Origin of the sequence: Mesoterricola sediminis, from assembly GCF_030295425.1 — a bacterium.
Taxonomy (GTDB): Bacteria; Acidobacteriota; Holophagae; order Holophagales; family Holophagaceae; genus Mesoterricola; species Mesoterricola sediminis.
Genome location: NZ_AP027081.1, coordinates 1031183 through 1048310 on the forward strand (window position 1 = coordinate 1031183; position 17128 = coordinate 1048310).

Here is a 17128-nt window from a genome sequence, read left to right on the forward strand (position 1 = left end):
GGCGTCATCCGCTTGCCAGGACGAATAAAATGTTTATCGTTGTGGCCGCATGCATCCCCGTTTCCTCCGCCCGAACGCCCCCGCGCCCGGACCCGCCGCGGGGCGGCGGATCCGGGCGCGGGGGTGCGGGACCGGCTCAGGCCAGGTCGAAGGCGTTGAAGAAGTAGGCGACTTCGCGGGCGGCGGAGGCGGGGGAATCGGAGCCGTGGGTGGCGTTCCGGCCCATGCTCTCGCCGAACTTCTTCCGGAGGGTGCCCTCGGCGGCCTTGGCCGGATCGGTGGCGCCCATGACCTCCCGCCAGCGGGCGATGGCGTTCTCGCGCTCCAGGCACAGGAGGACGACGGGGGACTCGGTCATGAAATTCTCAAGTTCGGGGTAGAAACCCTTGCCCACGTGTTCGGCGTAGAAGCCCTGGCAGATGGCGGGGGTGAGGCGGGTGAGGCGCAGGCCGCGGATGGTGAAACCGTCCTTCTCAATGGCCGTGATGATCTCGCCGATGTTGCCGTTCTGGACGGCGTTGGGCTTGATGATCGCGAAGGTCCTCTCGATGCTCATTGGCACTCCATGGTCAATCCTCCAGTGTGCCCGGGCCGGCCCGGTCCCACAAGGGACCCGCCGCGGGCGGCCCACCCCATGAATTCACAGCCCCGGCTGGGAAATTCCCACCGATGCCAGTAGAATGGATGGTTTGACGGAACTGGATCCAGCATGCTTGACAATCTCCTTAAAAAATTCATCGGCTCCAAGAACGATCGCGAGCTGAAGCGCCTCTGGGCCAAGGTCCAGGAGGTCAACGCCCTCGAGGCGGGGATCCGGGCGCTCTCCGACGACGAGCTGAAGGCCAAGACCCCCTACTTCAAGGAGAAGCTGGCGGGCGGTGCCACCCTGGACGACATCCTGCCCGAGGCCTTCGCCGTGGTGCGGGAGGCCTCCCGGCGGGTGCTGCGCATGCGGCACTTTGATGTCCAGCTCATCGGCGGCATGGTCCTCCATTCCGGCAAGGTGGCGGAGATGCGCACCGGTGAGGGCAAGACCCTCACGGCCACCCTCCCCCTCTACTTGAACGGCCTCGCCGGGCGGGGCGCCCACCTGGTGACCGTCAACGACTACCTCGCCCGCCGAGACGCCGAGTGGATGGGCCGCCTCTACAACTGGCTGGGGCTCTCCGTGGGCGTCGTCCAGCACGGCCTCTCCGACGAGGAGCGGCGCGCCGCCTACGCCAGCGACATCACCTACGCGACCAACAACGAGATCGGCTTCGACTACCTGCGCGACAACATGAAGTGGGCGCTGGAGGACTTCACCCAGCGCGGCTTCGTCTTCGCCATCGTGGACGAGGTGGACTCCATCCTCATCGACGAGGCCCGGACCCCCCTGATCATCGCCGGCAGCTCCGAGGAGGACACCTCCAAGTACTTCCGGATCGACGGCATCGTCCCCAAGCTCAAGCCCGAGGTCGACTTCAAGGTCGACGAGAAGGACCGGCAGGTCACCCTCACCGACGAGGGCATCCGGCACGCCGAGTCCCTCCTGGGCGTCGCCAACCTCTATGACCCCAGCGCCATCGAGACCCTCCACGGCCTGAACCAGGCCCTGCTGGCCCACAACCTGTACAAGCGGGACGTGGACTACATGATCAAGGAGAAGGAGGACGGCAAGGGCCTCGAGGTCGTCATCGTCGACGAGTTCACCGGCCGCATGATGCCGGGCCGCCGCTGGTCCAACGGCCTCCACCAGGCCATCGAGGCCAAGGAGGGCGTGGAGGTCAACGCCGAGAACCAGACCCTGGCCACGGTGACCTTCCAGAACTTCTTCCGGATGTACGAGAAGCTGGCCGGCATGACCGGCACGGCCGAGACCGAGGCCCGCGAGCTGCTGCAGATCTACAAGCTCGAGGTGGTGATCGTCCCCACCAACATGCCGATGGTCCGCACGGACTTCGCCGACACCGTCTACTCGACCAAGAACGGCAAGAAGAAGGCCATCGTCGAGGAGATCAAGGAGCTGAACGCCAAGGGCCAGCCCATCCTCGTGGGCACGGCCAGCATCGAGAGCAGCGAGGACCTCAGCGAGGCCCTCAAAGTCGCCAAGATCCGCCACGTCGTGCTGAACGCCAAGCACCACGCCAAGGAGGCCGACATCATCGCCCAGGCCGGACGCAAGGGCGCCGTGACCATCGCCACCAACATGGCCGGCCGCGGCACCGACATCCTGCTGGGCGGCAACCCCGAGGGCCTGGCCAAGATCGAGGCCCGGAAGCGCGGGGTCGAACTCTACCAGGAGGATGGCCGCGAGACGCCCGAGTTCCTCGCCATCGTCGAGGAGATGGCGCGGCAGACCGAGGCCGAGAAGGCCGAGGTCATCGCCGCCGGCGGCCTCCACATCCTGGGCACCGAGCGGCACGAGAGCCGCCGCATCGACAACCAGCTCCGCGGCCGCGCCGGCCGCCAGGGCGACCCCGGCTCCAGCCGCTTCTTCCTGAGCCTGGAAGACGACCTGATGCGCATCTTCGGGGGCGACCGCATCAAGAACATGATGTCGACCCTGGGCATGAACGACGACGAGCCCATCGAGGCCGGCATGGTGACCCGCGCCATCGAGCGCAGCCAGAAGCGGGTGGAGACGCACCACTTCGAGATCCGCAAGCACCTGCTCGAATACGACGACGTCATGAACAAGCAGCGCATCTTCTTCTACGGCCTGCGCTGCGAGATCCTCAAGGGCAACACGAAGGAATACGTGCTCCGCGTGGCCACCGAGATCGTCGAGGGCCTCGTCAACGACTACCTCCCCGCCAAGGGCGAGCGGGACGTGGCCGGCTTCAAGGAGCGGTTCGAGCAGCTCTACGCCCTCCAGGGCGTGGACCTGGACGCCATCGCCGTCCTCTCCCAGGAGGAGGCGGTGGAGAAGCTCTCCGCCCTCGTCACCGAGGCCTACGAGGAGAAGGAACGGCGCCTGGGCAGCGAGGACGTCCTCCGCTGGCACGAGCGGGTCGCCATCCTCCAGATCATCGATTCCGCCTGGAAGCGCCACCTCCTGGTCATGGACCACCTGAAGGAGGCCATCGGCTTCCGCGGCTACGGCCAGAAGGACCCCCTGGTCGAGTACAAGCGCGAGAGCTACGAGTACTTCGAGCAGATGCGCTTCGGGTACGAGGACGAGATCATCAGCTACCTCTACCGCGTCGAGCCTCAGCCCGCCTACATCCCCGACGACGACAGCTACTTCCGCGAGCCCTCCGAGGTCCAGGAACTGGGCCCCGACGAGCTGGGCGGCCTGCTGGACATGGGCCTGCCCGGGGACGTGGTCAAGCGCGTCATGCGCTTCTCCGCCGGCGGCCTGGACGAGGAATAGCCGACCGCGCCTGGACAGCCGGGGCCCACGGGCCCCGGCTGTCCGCGTACGGCGGGTTTTCCCCTGACAAATCCCGGGACTTCATGTTCTGCTAGGGCCATGGAACTGGTCATCGTCACTGGCATGTCGGGTGCGGGCAGACGCTCGGTGCTCAGCGCCCTGGAGGACGCGGGCTGCACGGCCCTGGACAACGTTCCTGCTCGTCTGCTTGAGCCGCTGCTGGAACTGGAGGCCAAGCTCAACCCGAGCCGGCCCCGGCTGGCCGTGGGCATGGACAACCGGCACCCGGAGTTCGCGGACGAGTTGCCGCCCCTGGTGGAGCGCCTCCTGGACGGCAGCATTCCCGTCTATGTGGTGTTCGTGGAGGCCGACGACGAGACCCTGCTCCGCCGCTACTCCGAATCCCGCCGCCCCCACTTCCTGGCCCGGGAGGGCAGCCTCCTGGAGGCCATCCACCGGGAACGGGAGATGCTGTCGCCCGTGCGGGGCATGGCCACGGCGATCATCGACACCAGCAACCTGACGCTCAGCCAGATGCGCAAGCGCATCGCCGACCTGCTGCCGGACCTGCCCGTGGAGGGCACGACCCTGCGCCTCATCAGCTTCGGCTTCAAGCACGGCGTGCCCCAGGAATCCGACATGATCCTGGACGCCCGCTTCCTGCCCAACCCCCACTACGTGGCCGAACTCAAGGCCCTGACGGGGAAGGACAGCGCCGTGAAGGACTTCCTGCTCAAGTCGGACCTCTTCGGGACCTTCCTGGCCCTGGCGGAGAACTGGGTCCAGTGGGCCTGGCCCTACATCCAGCAGGAGGGCCGCGCCTACCACACCATCAGCATCGGCTGCACCGGCGGCCAGCACCGCAGCGTGGCCCTGGTGGAGATGCTCGCCCAGCGGTTGCGCCGGGACATCCCCAAGCTCGTGGTCACGCACCGGGAGCTGAACGGCGACTAGGCCGGCTCCCTTCGTCCAGCGGCGCGGCGGAGGCCGGGCGGCGGAGGAAGGCGACGTAGACGGGGAGGCCCAGGAGCACGAGGGCCATGCCGGGCCAGGTGTACGAGGGGCGCCACAGGAGCAGGGCGCCCAGGACGGCGGCGCCGCCCGCCAGGTACAGGAGGGGGGGCAGGGGGTAGGCGAAGATCCGTACGGGCCTGTGAAGATCGGGCCGGCGCAGGCGGAGGCGGAAGACGCCGGCCACGGTGAGCATGTGGAAGAGCAGGGCGGCGGCCATGCAGAATTCCACGAGCTGGGTGAAGCTGCCCGTGAGGGTGAGGAGGGCGGCCCAGGCGGCCTGGAGGGCCAAGGCCCACCCCGGCACCCCGGCCCGGTTCAGCCGGGCGGCTGCGGGGAAGAACAGGCCCTCCTCGGCCATGGCCTGGTAGAGGCGGCTGCCGGATAGGCTGAGGCCATTGGCGCAGCCGGCGGTGCTCACGAGGATGGCGAGGGCCATGAGGAGGTCCCCGTGGGGGCCCAGGATGGCCTCCAGGGCGGCGGTGCCCACCCGGTCCCCGGGCGCGCCGGCGATGGCCACGGGGCCCAGCACCCGGAGGTAGATGGCGTTGGCCAGCAGGTACAGGGACATGACGATCAGGGGCCCCGCCAGGAGGGCGAGGGGGATGGTGCGCCGGGGCTCCCGCACCTCGCCGGCGATGAAGGTGATGCTGTTCCAGGCGTCGCAGGCGAAGAGGCTGCCGCATTGGGCCACCAGGAGGGCGGCGAAGAAGGGGAGGGGGGCCGCCTGGACGGGGGCCGCGGCCACGGCCGGCGGCACGGCGGGGGCCAGCAGGCCGCAGAGGACCAGGGCGGCCAGGCTCCCCAGCTTGGCCACGGTGAAGGCGTTCTGGATCCCCACCCCGAGCCGGGTGCCCCGGGCGTTGAGCAGGGCCAGGCCCCCCAGGAGGAGGATGGCGGCGAGGCGGGCCGGGGTCAGGCCGAGGACGTAGGGACCGATGGTGAGGGGCCCCAGGTGGAGCGGGCCGGTCTCGAAGGGGCCCACGAGGAACCGGTGCTCGTTCACGGCCGGCACCACGGCCCCCAGGAACTTGCCGAAGGCCATGGCCACGGCCGCCAGGCTCCCGCACTCGATGATGAGGAACATGGTCCAGCCGTACAGGAAGGCCACGGGACGGCCCCAGGCCTCCCGCAGGTAGACGAACTGCCCGCCGCCCCGGGGGAAGAGGCCCGCCAGCTCGGAGAAGGCATGGGCGCCCAGGAGGGTGAGGGCCGCGGTGAGGGTCCAGGCCAGGAGGAGGAAGCCGCCGGATCCGCCGATCCGCAGGATCTCAGCCGGCACGATGAAGATGCCGCTGCCGATCATGGAGCCGGCGATCAGCATGGTGGCGGAGAAAGGACCGATGGTGCGGAGGGGGGCGTAATTCATTAGCACCTCATTAGCACCTGCGCCCGCGACCCTTCGGGTTCCAGGAATCCCCGCGTCCCATTAGTCTGGAATCATGGCCAAGTCCCGCACCTCGCTCCGGCTCGCCGCCGCCACCCTGCTCCTCGCCCTGATCCCCCTGTCGGGGCTCTGGATGTGGAAGGGGCGGGGGCCCCTCACCGCCCAGGCCACCCTGCTGGTGAAGCGGGGGGCCACGGTGGACGCCCTGGCGGACCAGATGGAGCGGGAGGGCCTGATCCGCAACGCCGCCCTCTTCAAGCTCTGGGCCCGGGCGCGCAAGCTGCAGCTCATCCGGGGCGAGTACACCCTCGAGCCGGGGGCGAGCCTGTCCGATGTGGCCAACAAGTTGAAACGGGCCGATATCCACTACACGAACCTGGTCGTCCCCGTGGGCGCCCACGCCTGGATGCTCCAGGCCCGCCTGAAGAGCTTCATGCCCGAGGACGTGTTCTGGACCCTCTGGAAGAGCCCCCGGCTGGCCAAGACCGCCGGGTTCCCCGACGCCGAGAGCCTGGAGGGGCTCGTGGCGCCGGCCACCTACAAGCTCCACCACGCCATGGAGCCGGAGGAGATCCTGCTGACCCTCGTGGAGGCCTTCCGGGACAAGGTGCTGCCCTCCCTGGACGGGGGGGCCCTGCCGCCTTACGAAACGCTCATTCTCGCCAGCCTGGCGGAAAAGGAGACCCGGGTGCCAACCGAGCTGCCGAAGGTGGCCGGGGTGTACGCCCAGCGCCTGCGCATCGGCATGCGCCTCCAGTGCGACCCGACCACGCTGTACGCCCGGTGGCTCAGCGGCGACCTTCGCTACACCGCGCCCACCGCCGAGGACCTGCACCGGACGAGCCGCTTCAACACGTACACCCGCGCGGGCCTGCCCCCCACCCCCATCGCCGTGCCCAGCCCGGCGGCCATCGAGGCGGCCAAGGTGCCCTCCCTGGGCAAGGACCTGTTCTTCGTGGCCACCGGCAAGGGGGGGCACGCCTTCGCCCCCAGCCTCTCGGAGCACAACCGCAACGTGGGGGCCTACCGGCGGGAGATCCGCCGCCAGAAGAAGGCCCTCGCCCATGGCTAAGGTGCGCCTGGATGTCCTGCTGGTCCAGCGGGGGCTCGTGGAGACCCGCGCCCGGGCCGCGGCCCGCATCATGGCCGGGGACGTGCTGGTGGACGACCGCCCCGTGACCAAGGCGGGCACCCTCGTGGCCGAGGCGGCCCCCCTGCGCCTCCGGGGCGAGGCGCTGCCCTATGTGAGCCGGGGGGGCCTCAAGCTGGCCCATGGGCTGGAGGTCTTCCGGGTGGATCCCGCCGGCCGGGTGGCCTTCGACGCGGGCGCCTCCACGGGCGGGTTCACGGACTGCCTCCTGCAGCGCGGGGCCCTGCGGGTCTATGCGGTGGACGTGGGCACCAACCAGCTCCACTGGAAGCTGCGCAGCGATCCGCGGGTGGTCTCCATGGAGCAGGTGAACCTGCGCCTCTGGGATCCGGCCTCCATCCCGGAGCCCTGCTCCCTCCTGGTGGCGGACCTGAGCTTCATCTCCCTGCGCCTGGCCATACCGCCGATCCTGCCGAGCCTGGCGCCCGGCGCCGACGCCATCCTCCTCGTGAAGCCCCAGTTCGAGGCTGGGCGGGACGATGTGGGCGGGGGCGGCATCGTGCGGGACCCCGCCGTCCACGACCGGGTGCGGGCGGAGATCCAGGCCTTCTTCGAGGCGACGCCGCTGCGGCCCGTCGCCTGGGACGAGAGCCCCATCCTCGGCGGCGAGGGGAACAAGGAATTCCTTCTCCACCTGAAGCGGGTGTAGCTTAGGGGCTGGAGACCCCCCATGGACCTCAGCCAAGCCCTCACCCAGGCCATCGAGCACGAGCGGAACATCCGGGACCACTACGCGAACGCCTCGCGCCAGACCGAGGATCCCCACGGCAAGCGCATCTTCGCCATCCTCGCCCGGGAGGAGCAGGGCCACCTGGAGCACCTGGAATCGCGGCTGGCCGAATGGCAGACCACGGGCGCCGTCACCGCGGCGGAGGTGCCCACCCTGCTGCCGCCCCCGTCCCAGCTGGCGGAGGCCGCCCAGAAGGCCGCGGCCGCGCCCCGGCCCGCGACCCCGCCGGGGAGCGGGTTCCCCGAACTGGAATTCCTCAAGGAAGCCCTGGAGCTGGAGCGCACCACCAGCGCCTTCTACCAGCGCATGGTGGCCGGCCTGGAACCCCGGCACCGGCCCCTCTTCGACCGGTTCCTGGACATCGAGGACGGCCACGTGACCCTCGTCCAGGCGGAGATCGACGCCCTGGTGGGCCACGGCCACTGGTTCGACTTCATGGAGTTCAGCCTGGAACTGTGACGGGGCCGCCCCCATGGTCCCGGCCGCGCCCCCCGAGCACCTGCCGCCGCTGACGCCGGAGGCCTGGGAGCTGCTGCTCCTGGCCGGTCGTCTGGACCTCGCCCCGGGCGACGCGACCCGTCTCGCCGCCCTGGCCCGGACGGCCCTGCCCTGGGCGAACCTCCTGGCCTGGGGGGAGCGCCTCGGGGCGCTGCCCCTCCTCCACCACCACCTCGCCGCGCAGCCGGAGGCCGCGCCGGCGGAGGTGCTGACGCGGCTGGAAGCGGCCTACCGGAAGACCTCCCTGCGCAACCTGCGGAGCTTCGCCCTCCTCCGGGAGATCCTGGCGAAGGCGGAGGCGGCGGGGGTGCCGGTCCTCTGCCTCAAGGGCTCGGTGCTCGCGCCGGACCTCTACGGGGACCTGGGCCTGCGGCCCATGGGCGACCTGGACCTCCTGGTCCGGCCCGCGGACGCCCCCGGCCTGGAGGCGATCCTCGCCGGCATGGGCGCCTTCCGTTCCCCGGATGGCCGCCGCCGCGACCCCGCGGAGGTCCCCGCCTCCGTCCAGGAGGTGATCGGGCACGGCCTGCCCTGGTTCTTCCCGTCCGTGTGCCGGGTGGAGATCCACCGCCACCTCCTGGCGGAGGGGATCCGGGACGACGGGTGGCTTCAGGCCGACCTGTGGGCCGGCGCCCGCACCCGGGACCTGGACGGGGTGCCCCAGCGGGGGCTTGGCCGGGAGCACCTGGTCCTCCACCTGGCCAGCCACCTGGCCCATCACCTGGAGGAGGGCGCCGTCCACCTGTACTGGTTCACGGACCTGGGGGCCCTCCTCCACCGGGAGGGGCCGGCCCTGGACCGGGCCGCCCTGGCCGCCCTGGCCCGGCGCCTGGGCCTGGAGGCCGGGTGCCGGGAGGTCTTCGGCCTCCTGGGCGCCGCCTGGGACGGCCCGGGACCGGACGATGCCCGGGGGGCCTTCCCGCGCCTCGCCGCGGCCCTGTCCGTCCAGACCGTGGTCCCGGCCGGCCTGCCGGGGCTGACGGGCCTGGGCGCCATCCGGCGCGTCCGGGGCCTGCGGAACCGGGTCCGCTACCTGGGCGAGGTGTTCCTGCCCGCGCCCTGGAAGCTGGAGGTGGCCTTCGGCCGCAGCCGGCCTCGCCCGCTCCTGCTGCTGGCCTGGCCCTGGGCGAAGGCCTGGCGCCTGGCGCGGACCCTGGTGCGCCGGGCGGTGGGCTGACCCTTCCGCCTCAGGCGAGTCCCTGGGCCGCCAGATCGGCGAGGGTCCGCCGCACGTCCGCGGCCACATCCTGGCCGTCCGGAATGCGGAACCGCGTCCGGAGGGCGGCCTCGATGGCCTCGGGGGCGGCGCCCTCCCGGTGGAGTTCGTACACGACCCGGGCCGTGGGGTTGAGGATGCGCACCGCGTCCTCGGCGGCATCGTAGATCATCAGGTCCCGGCCGACGGGCTTCTCGGATCTTGAGGTCATGGGGCTCCCGGGCTGGTGGTCCATCTTCCGTCCCTCTCCTGGCTTTGGCAACGGCCTCAGGCCCGGCGGTACGCGGGGAAGAAGTCGGCCTCGTCCTCCGGCGGGCAGCCGGTGAGCGCGTGGTGGACCTCGGGGATGAGCACGCGCCGGAAGGTGGTGAACTCCGCGGTGAGCGGGGAGAAGAGGCGCTTGAAGGCGAAGAGGGAATCCTGGCGGGCGCCGAGCCCCCCGCCCAGGTTGAGCAGCCGGTGGCCCTGGGCCGCCCCCCAGGCGCGCAGGGCGTCGATGAGGAGCTTGCCCGGCGAGAGGGCGGCGGCCTCCTCGCGGGTGCCGGTGAGGAAGTAGTGGACCAGGCCGCCCACCGCCGTGAAGAAGGCGCCGCCCGTGATCGTCCCGTCCGGGGCCAGGCTGGTGGCCAGGTGGAAGCCGCCGCCGGGGGCCTGGCGCAGACGCTGGAACCAGGTCTCCGGGAAGAAGTAGGCCGGCGGCGCCTCCCGCCGCCGCATGGTGGCGTGGTAGGCCTCGACGACGGCGGGCAGGGTCTCCCAGGCGTCGTAGACCACGGAGCAGCCCAGCTTCTCCAGGTGCCGGATGGTGGTGCGCAGCCGCCGCTGCATGCCCCGCTGGCCAGCCTCCCCGTCCTGGAGGTCCAGCCACACCGCGGGTCCGTGCACGCGGGTCTCCCCCAGGAGGGCGCGGGCCCAGGCGGGTGTCGGGAGGAAGGGGTTCGCCCGGGCGAAGAGGTTGACGATGCGGGCGCTTCGGAAGGCGGCCTGGAGGGCTTCGTCCATCGCCTGGACCGCCGCCGGGCCCGGATCGCCCCAGGCGAGGGGGCCCGGGTAGCCGTAGGGCGAGGCCGCGTCGAAGTGGCCGGGCTCGCCGAAGGCGTCCAGGGGCTGGCGGAGCAGGGGGACCAGGAAGCCCGCGTCCCCGGCCTCGGCCAGGAAGAGCAGGGGGTCGCCCTCGCCCGTTTCCGCGCAGGCCCGCAGGTAGGCGGGCGTGTGGAAGAAGTCATGGGGCAACTGGGCCAGCACCCGCGGCCACTGGACATCGTCGGCGGCGAGGAAGGTGGCGCGCTGGGGGGTGAGAATCCGCAAGGGCAGTCCTGTCAGACGTCGGGCGGAGGGCGAGGGAAGGTGAGGATTATTATAGAGGGTTGGTTTCCGATTCATTGGGTCTAATATGAGGTATTTTCCAATCATGCCCCTGTTGCTGGGGGCTTTTCAGGCGGATCTCCATGGAGACAACCTCAGCCAGCCCGGCCACGCTCCCGCGTAACTTCTACAGGGTCGTGGGTAAGCGCCTTTTCGACGTGGCGGCCGCCGGCCTCCTGCTCCTCCTCACGACCCCGTTCTGGGTGCTCACGGCGATCCTCGTCCGCCTCAAAATGGGGTCGCCCGTGCTCTTCCGGCAGCAACGGCCCGGGTACGGCGGTAAGCCCTTTATGATGATCAAGTTCCGTTCCATGAGCGATGAGCGGGGATCCGATGGAGAGCTCCTGCCCGACGCCCAGCGCCTGGGGCGTTTCGGCAGCATTCTGCGATCCAGCAGCCTGGATGAGCTGCCCGAGCTGCTGAATGTGCTCAAAGGGGACATGAGCCTCGTGGGACCCCGGCCCCTCCTCATGCAGTACCTGCCTCTCTACACCCCCGAACAGGCCCGGCGGCACCACGCGCTCCCGGGCATCACGGGGTGGGCCCAGATCAACGGGCGCAACGTCATCAAGCTCAGCCGCCGGGTCGAGCTGGACGTGTGGTACGTGGACCACCAGAGCTTCCTCCTGGACCTCAAGATCCTGGCCCTCACCCTGCCGCGGGTGCTCTCGAGCCGGGGGGTCATCGTGGCCGAGACCTACGAGGAGATGATGGACCTGGGCCGCGGGGACGATCAGGGCGCGGGGGCCGGCAGGGACCGGTAGGCGGGGAAGTAGCCGTCCGCCGGGCGCTGGCCCGGGTGGGCTTCCGCCCAGGCGTCCACGCACGCCTGGTACCGGGCCGGGTCGTGGATGCGCTGGAAGACGCTGAAGATCACCCGCAGGGGGGAGAACCCGGCCTTGAAGCGGAAGATGCCGTCGCCGGGCTGGTAGCCGCCGCCGCAGAGGAGCCGGCGCCGGCCCTCCCGGGCGCACCGCTTCATGGCCTCGAAGTGGTAGGCGTTCACGGGGCGCACCCGGGCCTGGTCCAGGTCCGCGGCCGACAGGTGCCAGTAGACGTTGGCGTCGTCCTGGAAGTAGAGGCCCCCGGCGACCACGCGGCCCTCGTGCTCGGCCAGGAGGGTGAAGGCGTGGGGCCCCAGGGTCCGGTGGATCTCCAGGAAGTAGTCCGGGGGGAGGTAGTACCGGTCCAGGGCCGCCCGCCGCACCATGGTTTCGTGGTGGAGGGCGTGGAAGGCCAGCACGTCCGCGTCGGTCTCGGCCTGCCGGACCTCCACCCCCGCCTCCATGGCCTGGCGCGTCTGGCGCCGGGTGTCCGAGGAGAGGGACTGGCTCCAGAGGGCGGCCTCGCCCAGGGTGAGATCGATGTAGACCAGTTCGCGGTTCACCCGGAGGCCCTCGGCGGGGAGGAGGTCCTCCTGGGCCTGCCAGGGGTTCAGGTGGGCGAACTCCGCCACGATCCCTTCCTGGTCGCACCAGGCGTCGAAGGCGGCCTGGAAGGCCCCGGGCTCGGGTCCCGTCGTCGTGCCCACGAGGATGGGGCCCGTGTACTCCGGCGTGGTCGTGTCCCAGAGGGGGGGCGTGGCGGCGCCCGCCTGGGGTTCCACGGACCGGAGGAAGCAGGGGTAGGCCACGTGGCCGCCGGGGCAGGGCATCACGAAGAGCCGCCCCACCTGCCCGAAGTACCGCTCCTGGAGCCGCACGTACTCCAGCGAGCCCAGCACGCTGACGGAGGCGGGCAGGGCCTCGCGCCAGGCGGCCTCGTCCCGGGTGGTCAACACGCGCCAGGTCACCGGAGCCCTCCCTTGGGGCCCAGGGCCGCGGCGGGGTCCTGGCGGATGCAGCCCAGGACGTATTCGTACCAGTGGGTGCCGAAGGGCACGTAGGCCCGCACCCGGAAGCCCCGGGCGACCAGGGACCGCGCCAGCTCAGGCTTGACGCCGTAGAGGAGCTGGAATTCGAAGCTGCGGGGATCGCGTCCCGCCCGGGCCGCGACCTCGATGGCCCGTTCGATCGCGGCCGGGTCGTGGCTCGCCAGCGCCAGGGCCCCGCCCCGGACCAGGATCGTCTCCAGGTCGGCGAGGAAGGCCCGGTCCACCTCGGGGCGGCTCCGCAGGGCCACCTCCGGGGACTCCCAGTAGCCGCCCTTCACGAGGCGGATGCCCGCCCCGGCGCCGAGCATCCGCTCGAGGTCGGCGGGATTGCGCTTGAGGTAGGACTGGAGCACGACGCCGACGCCGCCCGGGTGGGACGCCAGGGCCGCCTCCACCAGGTCCAGGGTCGCGTCCACGTAGGCCGACTCCTCCATGTCCACCCGCACGAAGACCTGGGCCTCCCGGGCCGCGTCGAGGATCCGGGCGAGCTGCTGCCGGGCCAGGTCCAGGTCCACGTCCAGGCCGATCTGGGTGAGCTTGAGGGAGAGGTGGGCGTCCAGGCCTTCGGCGCGGATGGCCTGGACGCAGGCGATGACGCGGCCGGCGGCGGCCTCCGCCTCCGCCCGGTCACGCACGTGGGTGCCGATGACGTTGAGGGTGCCAGCGATCCCCTGGGCGTTCAGGGTCCGCACGGCCGCGAGCCCCGCCTCCAGGTTCTCCCCGGCCACGAACCGCCAGGCGAGATCCCGGAGGAAGGGCGTGCTCATGGCGAATTTGCGAAGCCAAGGTTGGCGGGCGAACCTCGACACCAACGTTCGGAACACCCTGGATCCTCCACTGGTCGCTTGTGTGATCGGCAAAACCACCATGGCAGGGATGGCACGGGGTTGCATCCATTATTTCCAGGTCGGGGTCATGAGCCGCCAGTCGAACTCCCCGGCGGAAGGTGGATCGGGTCCCGGATCGCTCGGTTGATCTTTCTCGAAGCACCCGAGGCCCTTTTATGTCATATGTGGAGAAGATACCGGCCGGACAACCCTTGCCTGCCGTGTCCAGGAGGCGGGTTGAACATCCTGATCACCAGCGCTGGCCGGCGATCCTCCCTCGTGGAGGCCTTCAAGGCGGCTGCCCATCCGCGCGGAGGGCGGGTCCTCGTCGCGGACGTGGATGCCCTGGCGCCCACCTGCGCCCTGGCGGACGGCGCCTTCCAGGTGCCCAAGGTGACCCACCCCGACTACCTGGCCACCCTCCTGGCGCTTTGCCGGGCCGAGGGCGTGCGGGTGGTGGTCCCCACCATCGACACCGAACTGCCGGTGCTCGCCCATGAGGCCCAGGTCTTCCGGTCCGCGGGGATCCTGCCCGTGATCTCCCAGCCGGCCTTCATCGAGATCTGCATGGACAAGTGGCGGACCGCCGAAGTCTTCGCGGGCGCGGGGGTGGCGGTGCCGCGCTCCTGGCTGCCCGGGATGCCCGCGCCCCCGGATCTGGACCAGGTCTTCGTGAAGCCCCGCCGGGGCAGCGCCAGTCTGCACGCCTATGCGGCGCCCGCGGCGGACCTCCCGCGCCTCCTGCCCCAGGTGCCCGATCCCATCCTCCAGGAACTCCTGGACGGCCGGGAAGTGACCATCGACGCCTTCCTCGATTTCGACGGGCGGCCCCTCCACTACGTCCCCCGGGAGCGCATCCGGACCCTGGGCGGCGAATCCATCCAGGGGGTCACCCTGGACCTCCCGGACCTGGACGCGTGGCTGGGGGGGATCCTCGGGGTGTGCTCCCGGCTGGGCGCCCGGGGGCCCCTGACCCTGCAGGCCTTCCTCACGGCCCGGGGGCCCGTGCTCACCGAGATCAACCCGCGCTTCGGAGGCGGCTTCCCCCTGGCCCGGGCCGCCGGAGGCGACTACCCCGCCTGGATCCTGGACCTGGCTGAAGGGCGCCCCGTGGCGCCGAGCCTGGGGGCGTACCGGCGCGGCCTCTACATGACCCGCCACTACACGGAGATCTTCCTGGACCGGCTCCCGTGGCCCCTGTGAAGGCCCTCGTCTTCGACCTGGACGACACGCTCTACCCGGAGGCCGCGTACGTGCGCAGCGGGTTCCAGGCCGTCGCCCGGTTCCTCCGGGCGGAGGCGGGGCTGGACCCGGAGGCGGTGTTCCTCCGGCTCTGGACCGCCCACTTGCGGGGCGATCGTGGCCGCCTCTTCGACGACCTCCTGGCCGGCCACCCGGAGGTGACCTGCGGGCCGGCCCGCCTCGTGGAGGTCTACCGGACCCACGTCCCCGGCCTCCGGCTCTACCCGGGCATGGCGCGCCTCCTGGACGCGGCCGCCGCCCGGGGCCTCCGCCTGGCCCTCATCAGCGACGGCTGGCTCGACGCCCAGGTCCGCAAGGCGGCGGCCCTGGACCTCCCCCGCTGGTTCGACCCGGTGCGGTTCACCGATACCTGGGGCCGGGCCTACTGGAAGCCCCATCCCCGGGCCTTCGAGGAGGCGGAGCGGCGCCTGGGGCTGCCGCCGGAGGCCCTGGTCTACGTCGCCAACAACCCCGCCAAGGATTTCGAGGCCCCCCGCGCCCGGGGCTGGCGCACCGTCCGGGTGGTCCATCCGGGCCAGGTGCCCTGCGGCCCGGCCACGGTGGAGGCGGACGCGGTCGGCCGGGGTGCGGCCGGTCTCCAGGCCATTCTGGCGAGCTGGGATGCGGGGTGGCTTGTAAATACACGCTAAAGTGTTGAAAAAATCGATGGGAAAGCCGGTCGGCTTTCGCTAAGGTACCCCCAGCGGAACCACCCCCAGCGAAGGAACCATGAACGGACAACCCGCCTCCCCCGTCACCCGGATCTCCCCCTACGCGCCCTGGCCCTTCTACGCGCCCGATGAGGTGGACGCCGTGACCCGGGCCCTGGCCTCCGGCAAGGTGAACTACTGGACCGGGGACGAGACGCGCGCCTTCGAGCGGGAGTACGCGGCGGCCGCCGGCGTCCCCCACGCGGTGGCCGTCTGCAACGGCACCTCGGCCCTGGAACTGGCCCTCTACGCCCTGGACATCCCGCCCGGCTCGGAGATCATCACCACGCCCCGCACCTTCATCGCGAGCGCCAGCTGCATCGTCATGCGCGGCTGCGTGCCCGTCCTGGCGGACGTGGATCCCGTCAGTCAGAACATCACGGCGGAGACGATCGCCCGCGTGATCACCCCCCGCACCCGGGCCGTCATTCCTGTTCATTTGGCCGGCTGGCCCTGCGACATGGATCCCATCCTGGAGCTGGCCGAGCGCCATGGGCTCAAGGTCATCGAGGACTGCGCCCAGGCCAACGGCGCCACGTACAAGGGCCGTCCGGTGGGATCCCTCGGCCACATGGCCGCCTTCTCCTTCTGCCAGGACAAGATCATCACCACCGGCGGGGAGGGCGGCATGGTCACCACCTCCGACCGCGCCCTCTGGGAGCGGGCCTGGAGCTTCAAGGACCACGGCAAGAGCTGGGACGCCGTGTACAACCGGACCCACGCCCCCGGGTTCCGGTGGCTCCACGAAAGCTTCGGCACGAACTGGCGCATGACCGAGCTCCAGGCCGCCATCGGCCGCGTCCAGCTCGCCAAGCTGCCGGAGTGGACCCGCCTCCGCCGGGCCAACCTGGCGCGCTTCAACGCCCTCTGGAGCCGCTTCGCCTGCCTGCGCACCACCCCCGCCCCGGCGGAGATCGGGCACGCGGCCTACAAGGCCTACGTGTTCGTCCGGCCCGAAGGCCTGAAGCCCGGCTGGACCCGGGACCGGATCCTGGCGGAACTGACCGAGCGGGGCGTGCCCAGCTTCAGCGGCTCCTGCAGCGAGATCTACCTGGAGAAGGCCTTCACGGACAGCCCCTACGGGCCCTTCCCCACCCTGCCCGTGGCCCGGGAGCTGGGGGAGACGAGCCTCATGTTCCAGATCCACCCCAACCTGACGGAGACGAACCTGGGCGAGACCGAGGCCGCCATGGCCGAGGTCTTCGGGCAGGCCTCGCGCTGAACGGATCTACTGCGGCTTCCGGGAACGGAGGAGCCGGGCCGGGTTGCCGCCCACGATGGCGTAGGGGGGGACGTCCTTGGTCACCACGGCGCCGGCGGCGATGATGGACCCGCGGCCCAGGCGGCGCCCGGGCAGGATGATGGCGTTGGTGCCGATCCACACATCGTCCTCGATGACCACGGCCCCGCCGCCCACGTAGCCCTGGTCCAGCATGGGCACGGTCAGGTCGTCGAAGCGGTGGTTCTGGGTGAGGATCACCACCCCGGGGGCCATCATCACGTCATCGCCGATGTCCAGGGGCCCGCCCACCCGGCAGTTGACGCCGATGCCGGATCGCTTGCCCACGCGGATGCCGCGCCCGCTGCCGAAGTCGGCCCCGTGTTCGATGTTGGCCCCGGCGCCCACCCCGTCCAGGAGGAATCGGGCCAGGAAGCGGCGAAGGGCGCCCGCGCCGAAGGCATAGGCCCGGGCCGAGCCGGGCAGGTGCCGGGCGAACGCGTAGTACAGCATGAACGCGGGCAGGCGGAGCAGGGCTTTCATGG

The 17128-nt window shown here is 71.0% G+C and carries 17 protein-coding genes; 10 read left to right on the plus strand and 7 right to left on the minus strand.

Annotated features, from left to right (window positions below; translation table 11 throughout):
* Positions 1-136 precede the first annotated feature (136 nt).
* Positions 137-556: a nucleoside-diphosphate kinase gene (gene ndk, locus R2J75_RS04425; RefSeq protein ID WP_243346637.1), complete on the minus strand. Its 420-nt coding sequence runs from the start codon at positions 554-556 to the stop codon at positions 137-139.
* A 153-nt stretch (positions 557-709) separates the two neighbouring features.
* On the opposite strand from ndk, the gene secA reads away from it, so the two are divergent.
* Both secA and rapZ read left to right on the plus strand, forming a co-directional pair.
* Entirely contained in the window at positions 710-3355 is a 2646-nt protein-coding gene (gene secA, locus R2J75_RS04430; RefSeq protein WP_243329405.1) for a preprotein translocase subunit SecA, read from the plus strand.
* A gap of 99 nt (positions 3356-3454) precedes the next feature.
* On the plus strand, positions 3455-4309 hold the full coding sequence (gene rapZ / locus R2J75_RS04435) for an RNase adapter RapZ (protein ID WP_243329407.1): 855 nt from the start codon (positions 3455-3457) through the stop codon (positions 4307-4309).
* Here rapZ and R2J75_RS04440 read toward each other — a convergent pair.
* The gene (locus R2J75_RS04440; protein WP_243329409.1) at positions 4281-5735 is read right to left on the minus strand and encodes an APC family permease; all 1455 of its coding nucleotides are present in this window, start codon (positions 5733-5735) and stop codon (positions 4281-4283) included. The two genes, rapZ and R2J75_RS04440, sit on opposite strands and share 29 nt — an antisense overlap.
* 73 nt (positions 5736-5808) lie before the next feature.
* Here R2J75_RS04440 and mltG point away from each other — a divergent pair, with 73 nt between their 5' ends.
* The 4 genes from mltG to R2J75_RS04460 are packed head-to-tail and all read left to right on the plus strand — an operon-like array spanning position 5809 to position 9308.
* The gene (mltG, locus tag R2J75_RS04445; protein ID WP_243329411.1) at positions 5809-6825 is read left to right on the plus strand and encodes an endolytic transglycosylase MltG; all 1017 of its coding nucleotides are present in this window, start codon (positions 5809-5811) and stop codon (positions 6823-6825) included.
* Complete coding sequence (locus tag R2J75_RS04450) at positions 6818-7552, plus strand: TlyA family RNA methyltransferase (RefSeq protein WP_243329413.1); 735 nt, start codon at positions 6818-6820, stop codon at positions 7550-7552. The genes mltG and R2J75_RS04450 overlap by 8 nt, the downstream gene beginning before the upstream one ends.
* Before the next feature lie 21 nt (positions 7553-7573).
* Positions 7574-8092, plus strand: coding sequence for a hypothetical protein (locus R2J75_RS04455; protein ID WP_243346636.1), 519 nt, complete (start codon positions 7574-7576; stop codon positions 8090-8092).
* A gap of 13 nt (positions 8093-8105) precedes the next feature.
* Entirely contained in the window at positions 8106-9308 is a 1203-nt protein-coding gene (locus R2J75_RS04460) for a nucleotidyltransferase domain-containing protein (RefSeq protein WP_316411153.1), read from the plus strand.
* A gap of 10 nt (positions 9309-9318) precedes the next feature.
* On the opposite strand, the gene R2J75_RS04465 is transcribed toward R2J75_RS04460, so the two are convergent.
* The gene (locus R2J75_RS04465) at positions 9319-9558 is read right to left on the minus strand and encodes a PqqD family peptide modification chaperone (protein ID WP_243329419.1); all 240 of its coding nucleotides are present in this window, start codon (positions 9556-9558) and stop codon (positions 9319-9321) included.
* 56 nt (positions 9559-9614) lie between these two features.
* Positions 9615-10655, minus strand: coding sequence for a GNAT family N-acetyltransferase (locus R2J75_RS04470; RefSeq protein WP_243329421.1), 1041 nt, complete (start codon positions 10653-10655; stop codon positions 9615-9617).
* Between the two features lie 140 nt (positions 10656-10795).
* On the opposite strand from R2J75_RS04470, the gene R2J75_RS04475 reads away from it, so the two are divergent.
* The gene (locus R2J75_RS04475; RefSeq protein WP_394365875.1) at positions 10796-11476 is read left to right on the plus strand and encodes a sugar transferase; all 681 of its coding nucleotides are present in this window, start codon (positions 10796-10798) and stop codon (positions 11474-11476) included.
* Here the strand turns inward: R2J75_RS04475 and R2J75_RS04480 are convergent.
* Together R2J75_RS04480 and R2J75_RS04485 are read right to left on the minus strand one after the other, a co-directional pair.
* Positions 11446-12504 (minus strand): lipid II:glycine glycyltransferase FemX, encoded by a 1059-nt coding sequence (locus R2J75_RS04480; protein ID WP_243329424.1) that lies wholly within the window; start codon positions 12502-12504, stop codon positions 11446-11448. The two genes, R2J75_RS04475 and R2J75_RS04480, sit on opposite strands and share 31 nt — an antisense overlap.
* Complete coding sequence (locus R2J75_RS04485; protein ID WP_316411155.1) at positions 12501-13352, minus strand: proline dehydrogenase family protein; 852 nt, start codon at positions 13350-13352, stop codon at positions 12501-12503. Before R2J75_RS04485 ends, R2J75_RS04480 begins: the two co-directional genes overlap by 4 nt.
* Before the next feature lie 297 nt (positions 13353-13649).
* Here R2J75_RS04485 and R2J75_RS04490 point away from each other — a divergent pair, with 297 nt between their 5' ends.
* The 3 genes from R2J75_RS04490 (at position 13650) to R2J75_RS04500 (ending at position 16586) form a co-directional block, all read left to right on the plus strand.
* Positions 13650-14615, plus strand: a complete 966-nt coding sequence (locus R2J75_RS04490; protein ID WP_316411156.1) for an ATP-grasp domain-containing protein — start codon at positions 13650-13652, stop codon at positions 14613-14615.
* Entirely contained in the window at positions 14603-15304 is a 702-nt protein-coding gene (locus R2J75_RS04495) for an HAD family hydrolase (protein WP_243329432.1), read from the plus strand. The genes R2J75_RS04490 and R2J75_RS04495 overlap by 13 nt, the downstream gene beginning before the upstream one ends.
* Positions 15305-15383: 79 nt before the next feature.
* Positions 15384-16586, plus strand: coding sequence for a DegT/DnrJ/EryC1/StrS family aminotransferase (locus R2J75_RS04500; RefSeq protein ID WP_243329434.1), 1203 nt, complete (start codon positions 15384-15386; stop codon positions 16584-16586).
* A gap of 6 nt (positions 16587-16592) precedes the next feature.
* Here R2J75_RS04500 and R2J75_RS04505 read toward each other — a convergent pair whose 3' ends face one another.
* Positions 16593-17126, minus strand: coding sequence for an acyltransferase (locus R2J75_RS04505; RefSeq protein ID WP_243329437.1), 534 nt, complete (start codon positions 17124-17126; stop codon positions 16593-16595).
* Positions 17127-17128: the final 2 nt, after the last annotated feature.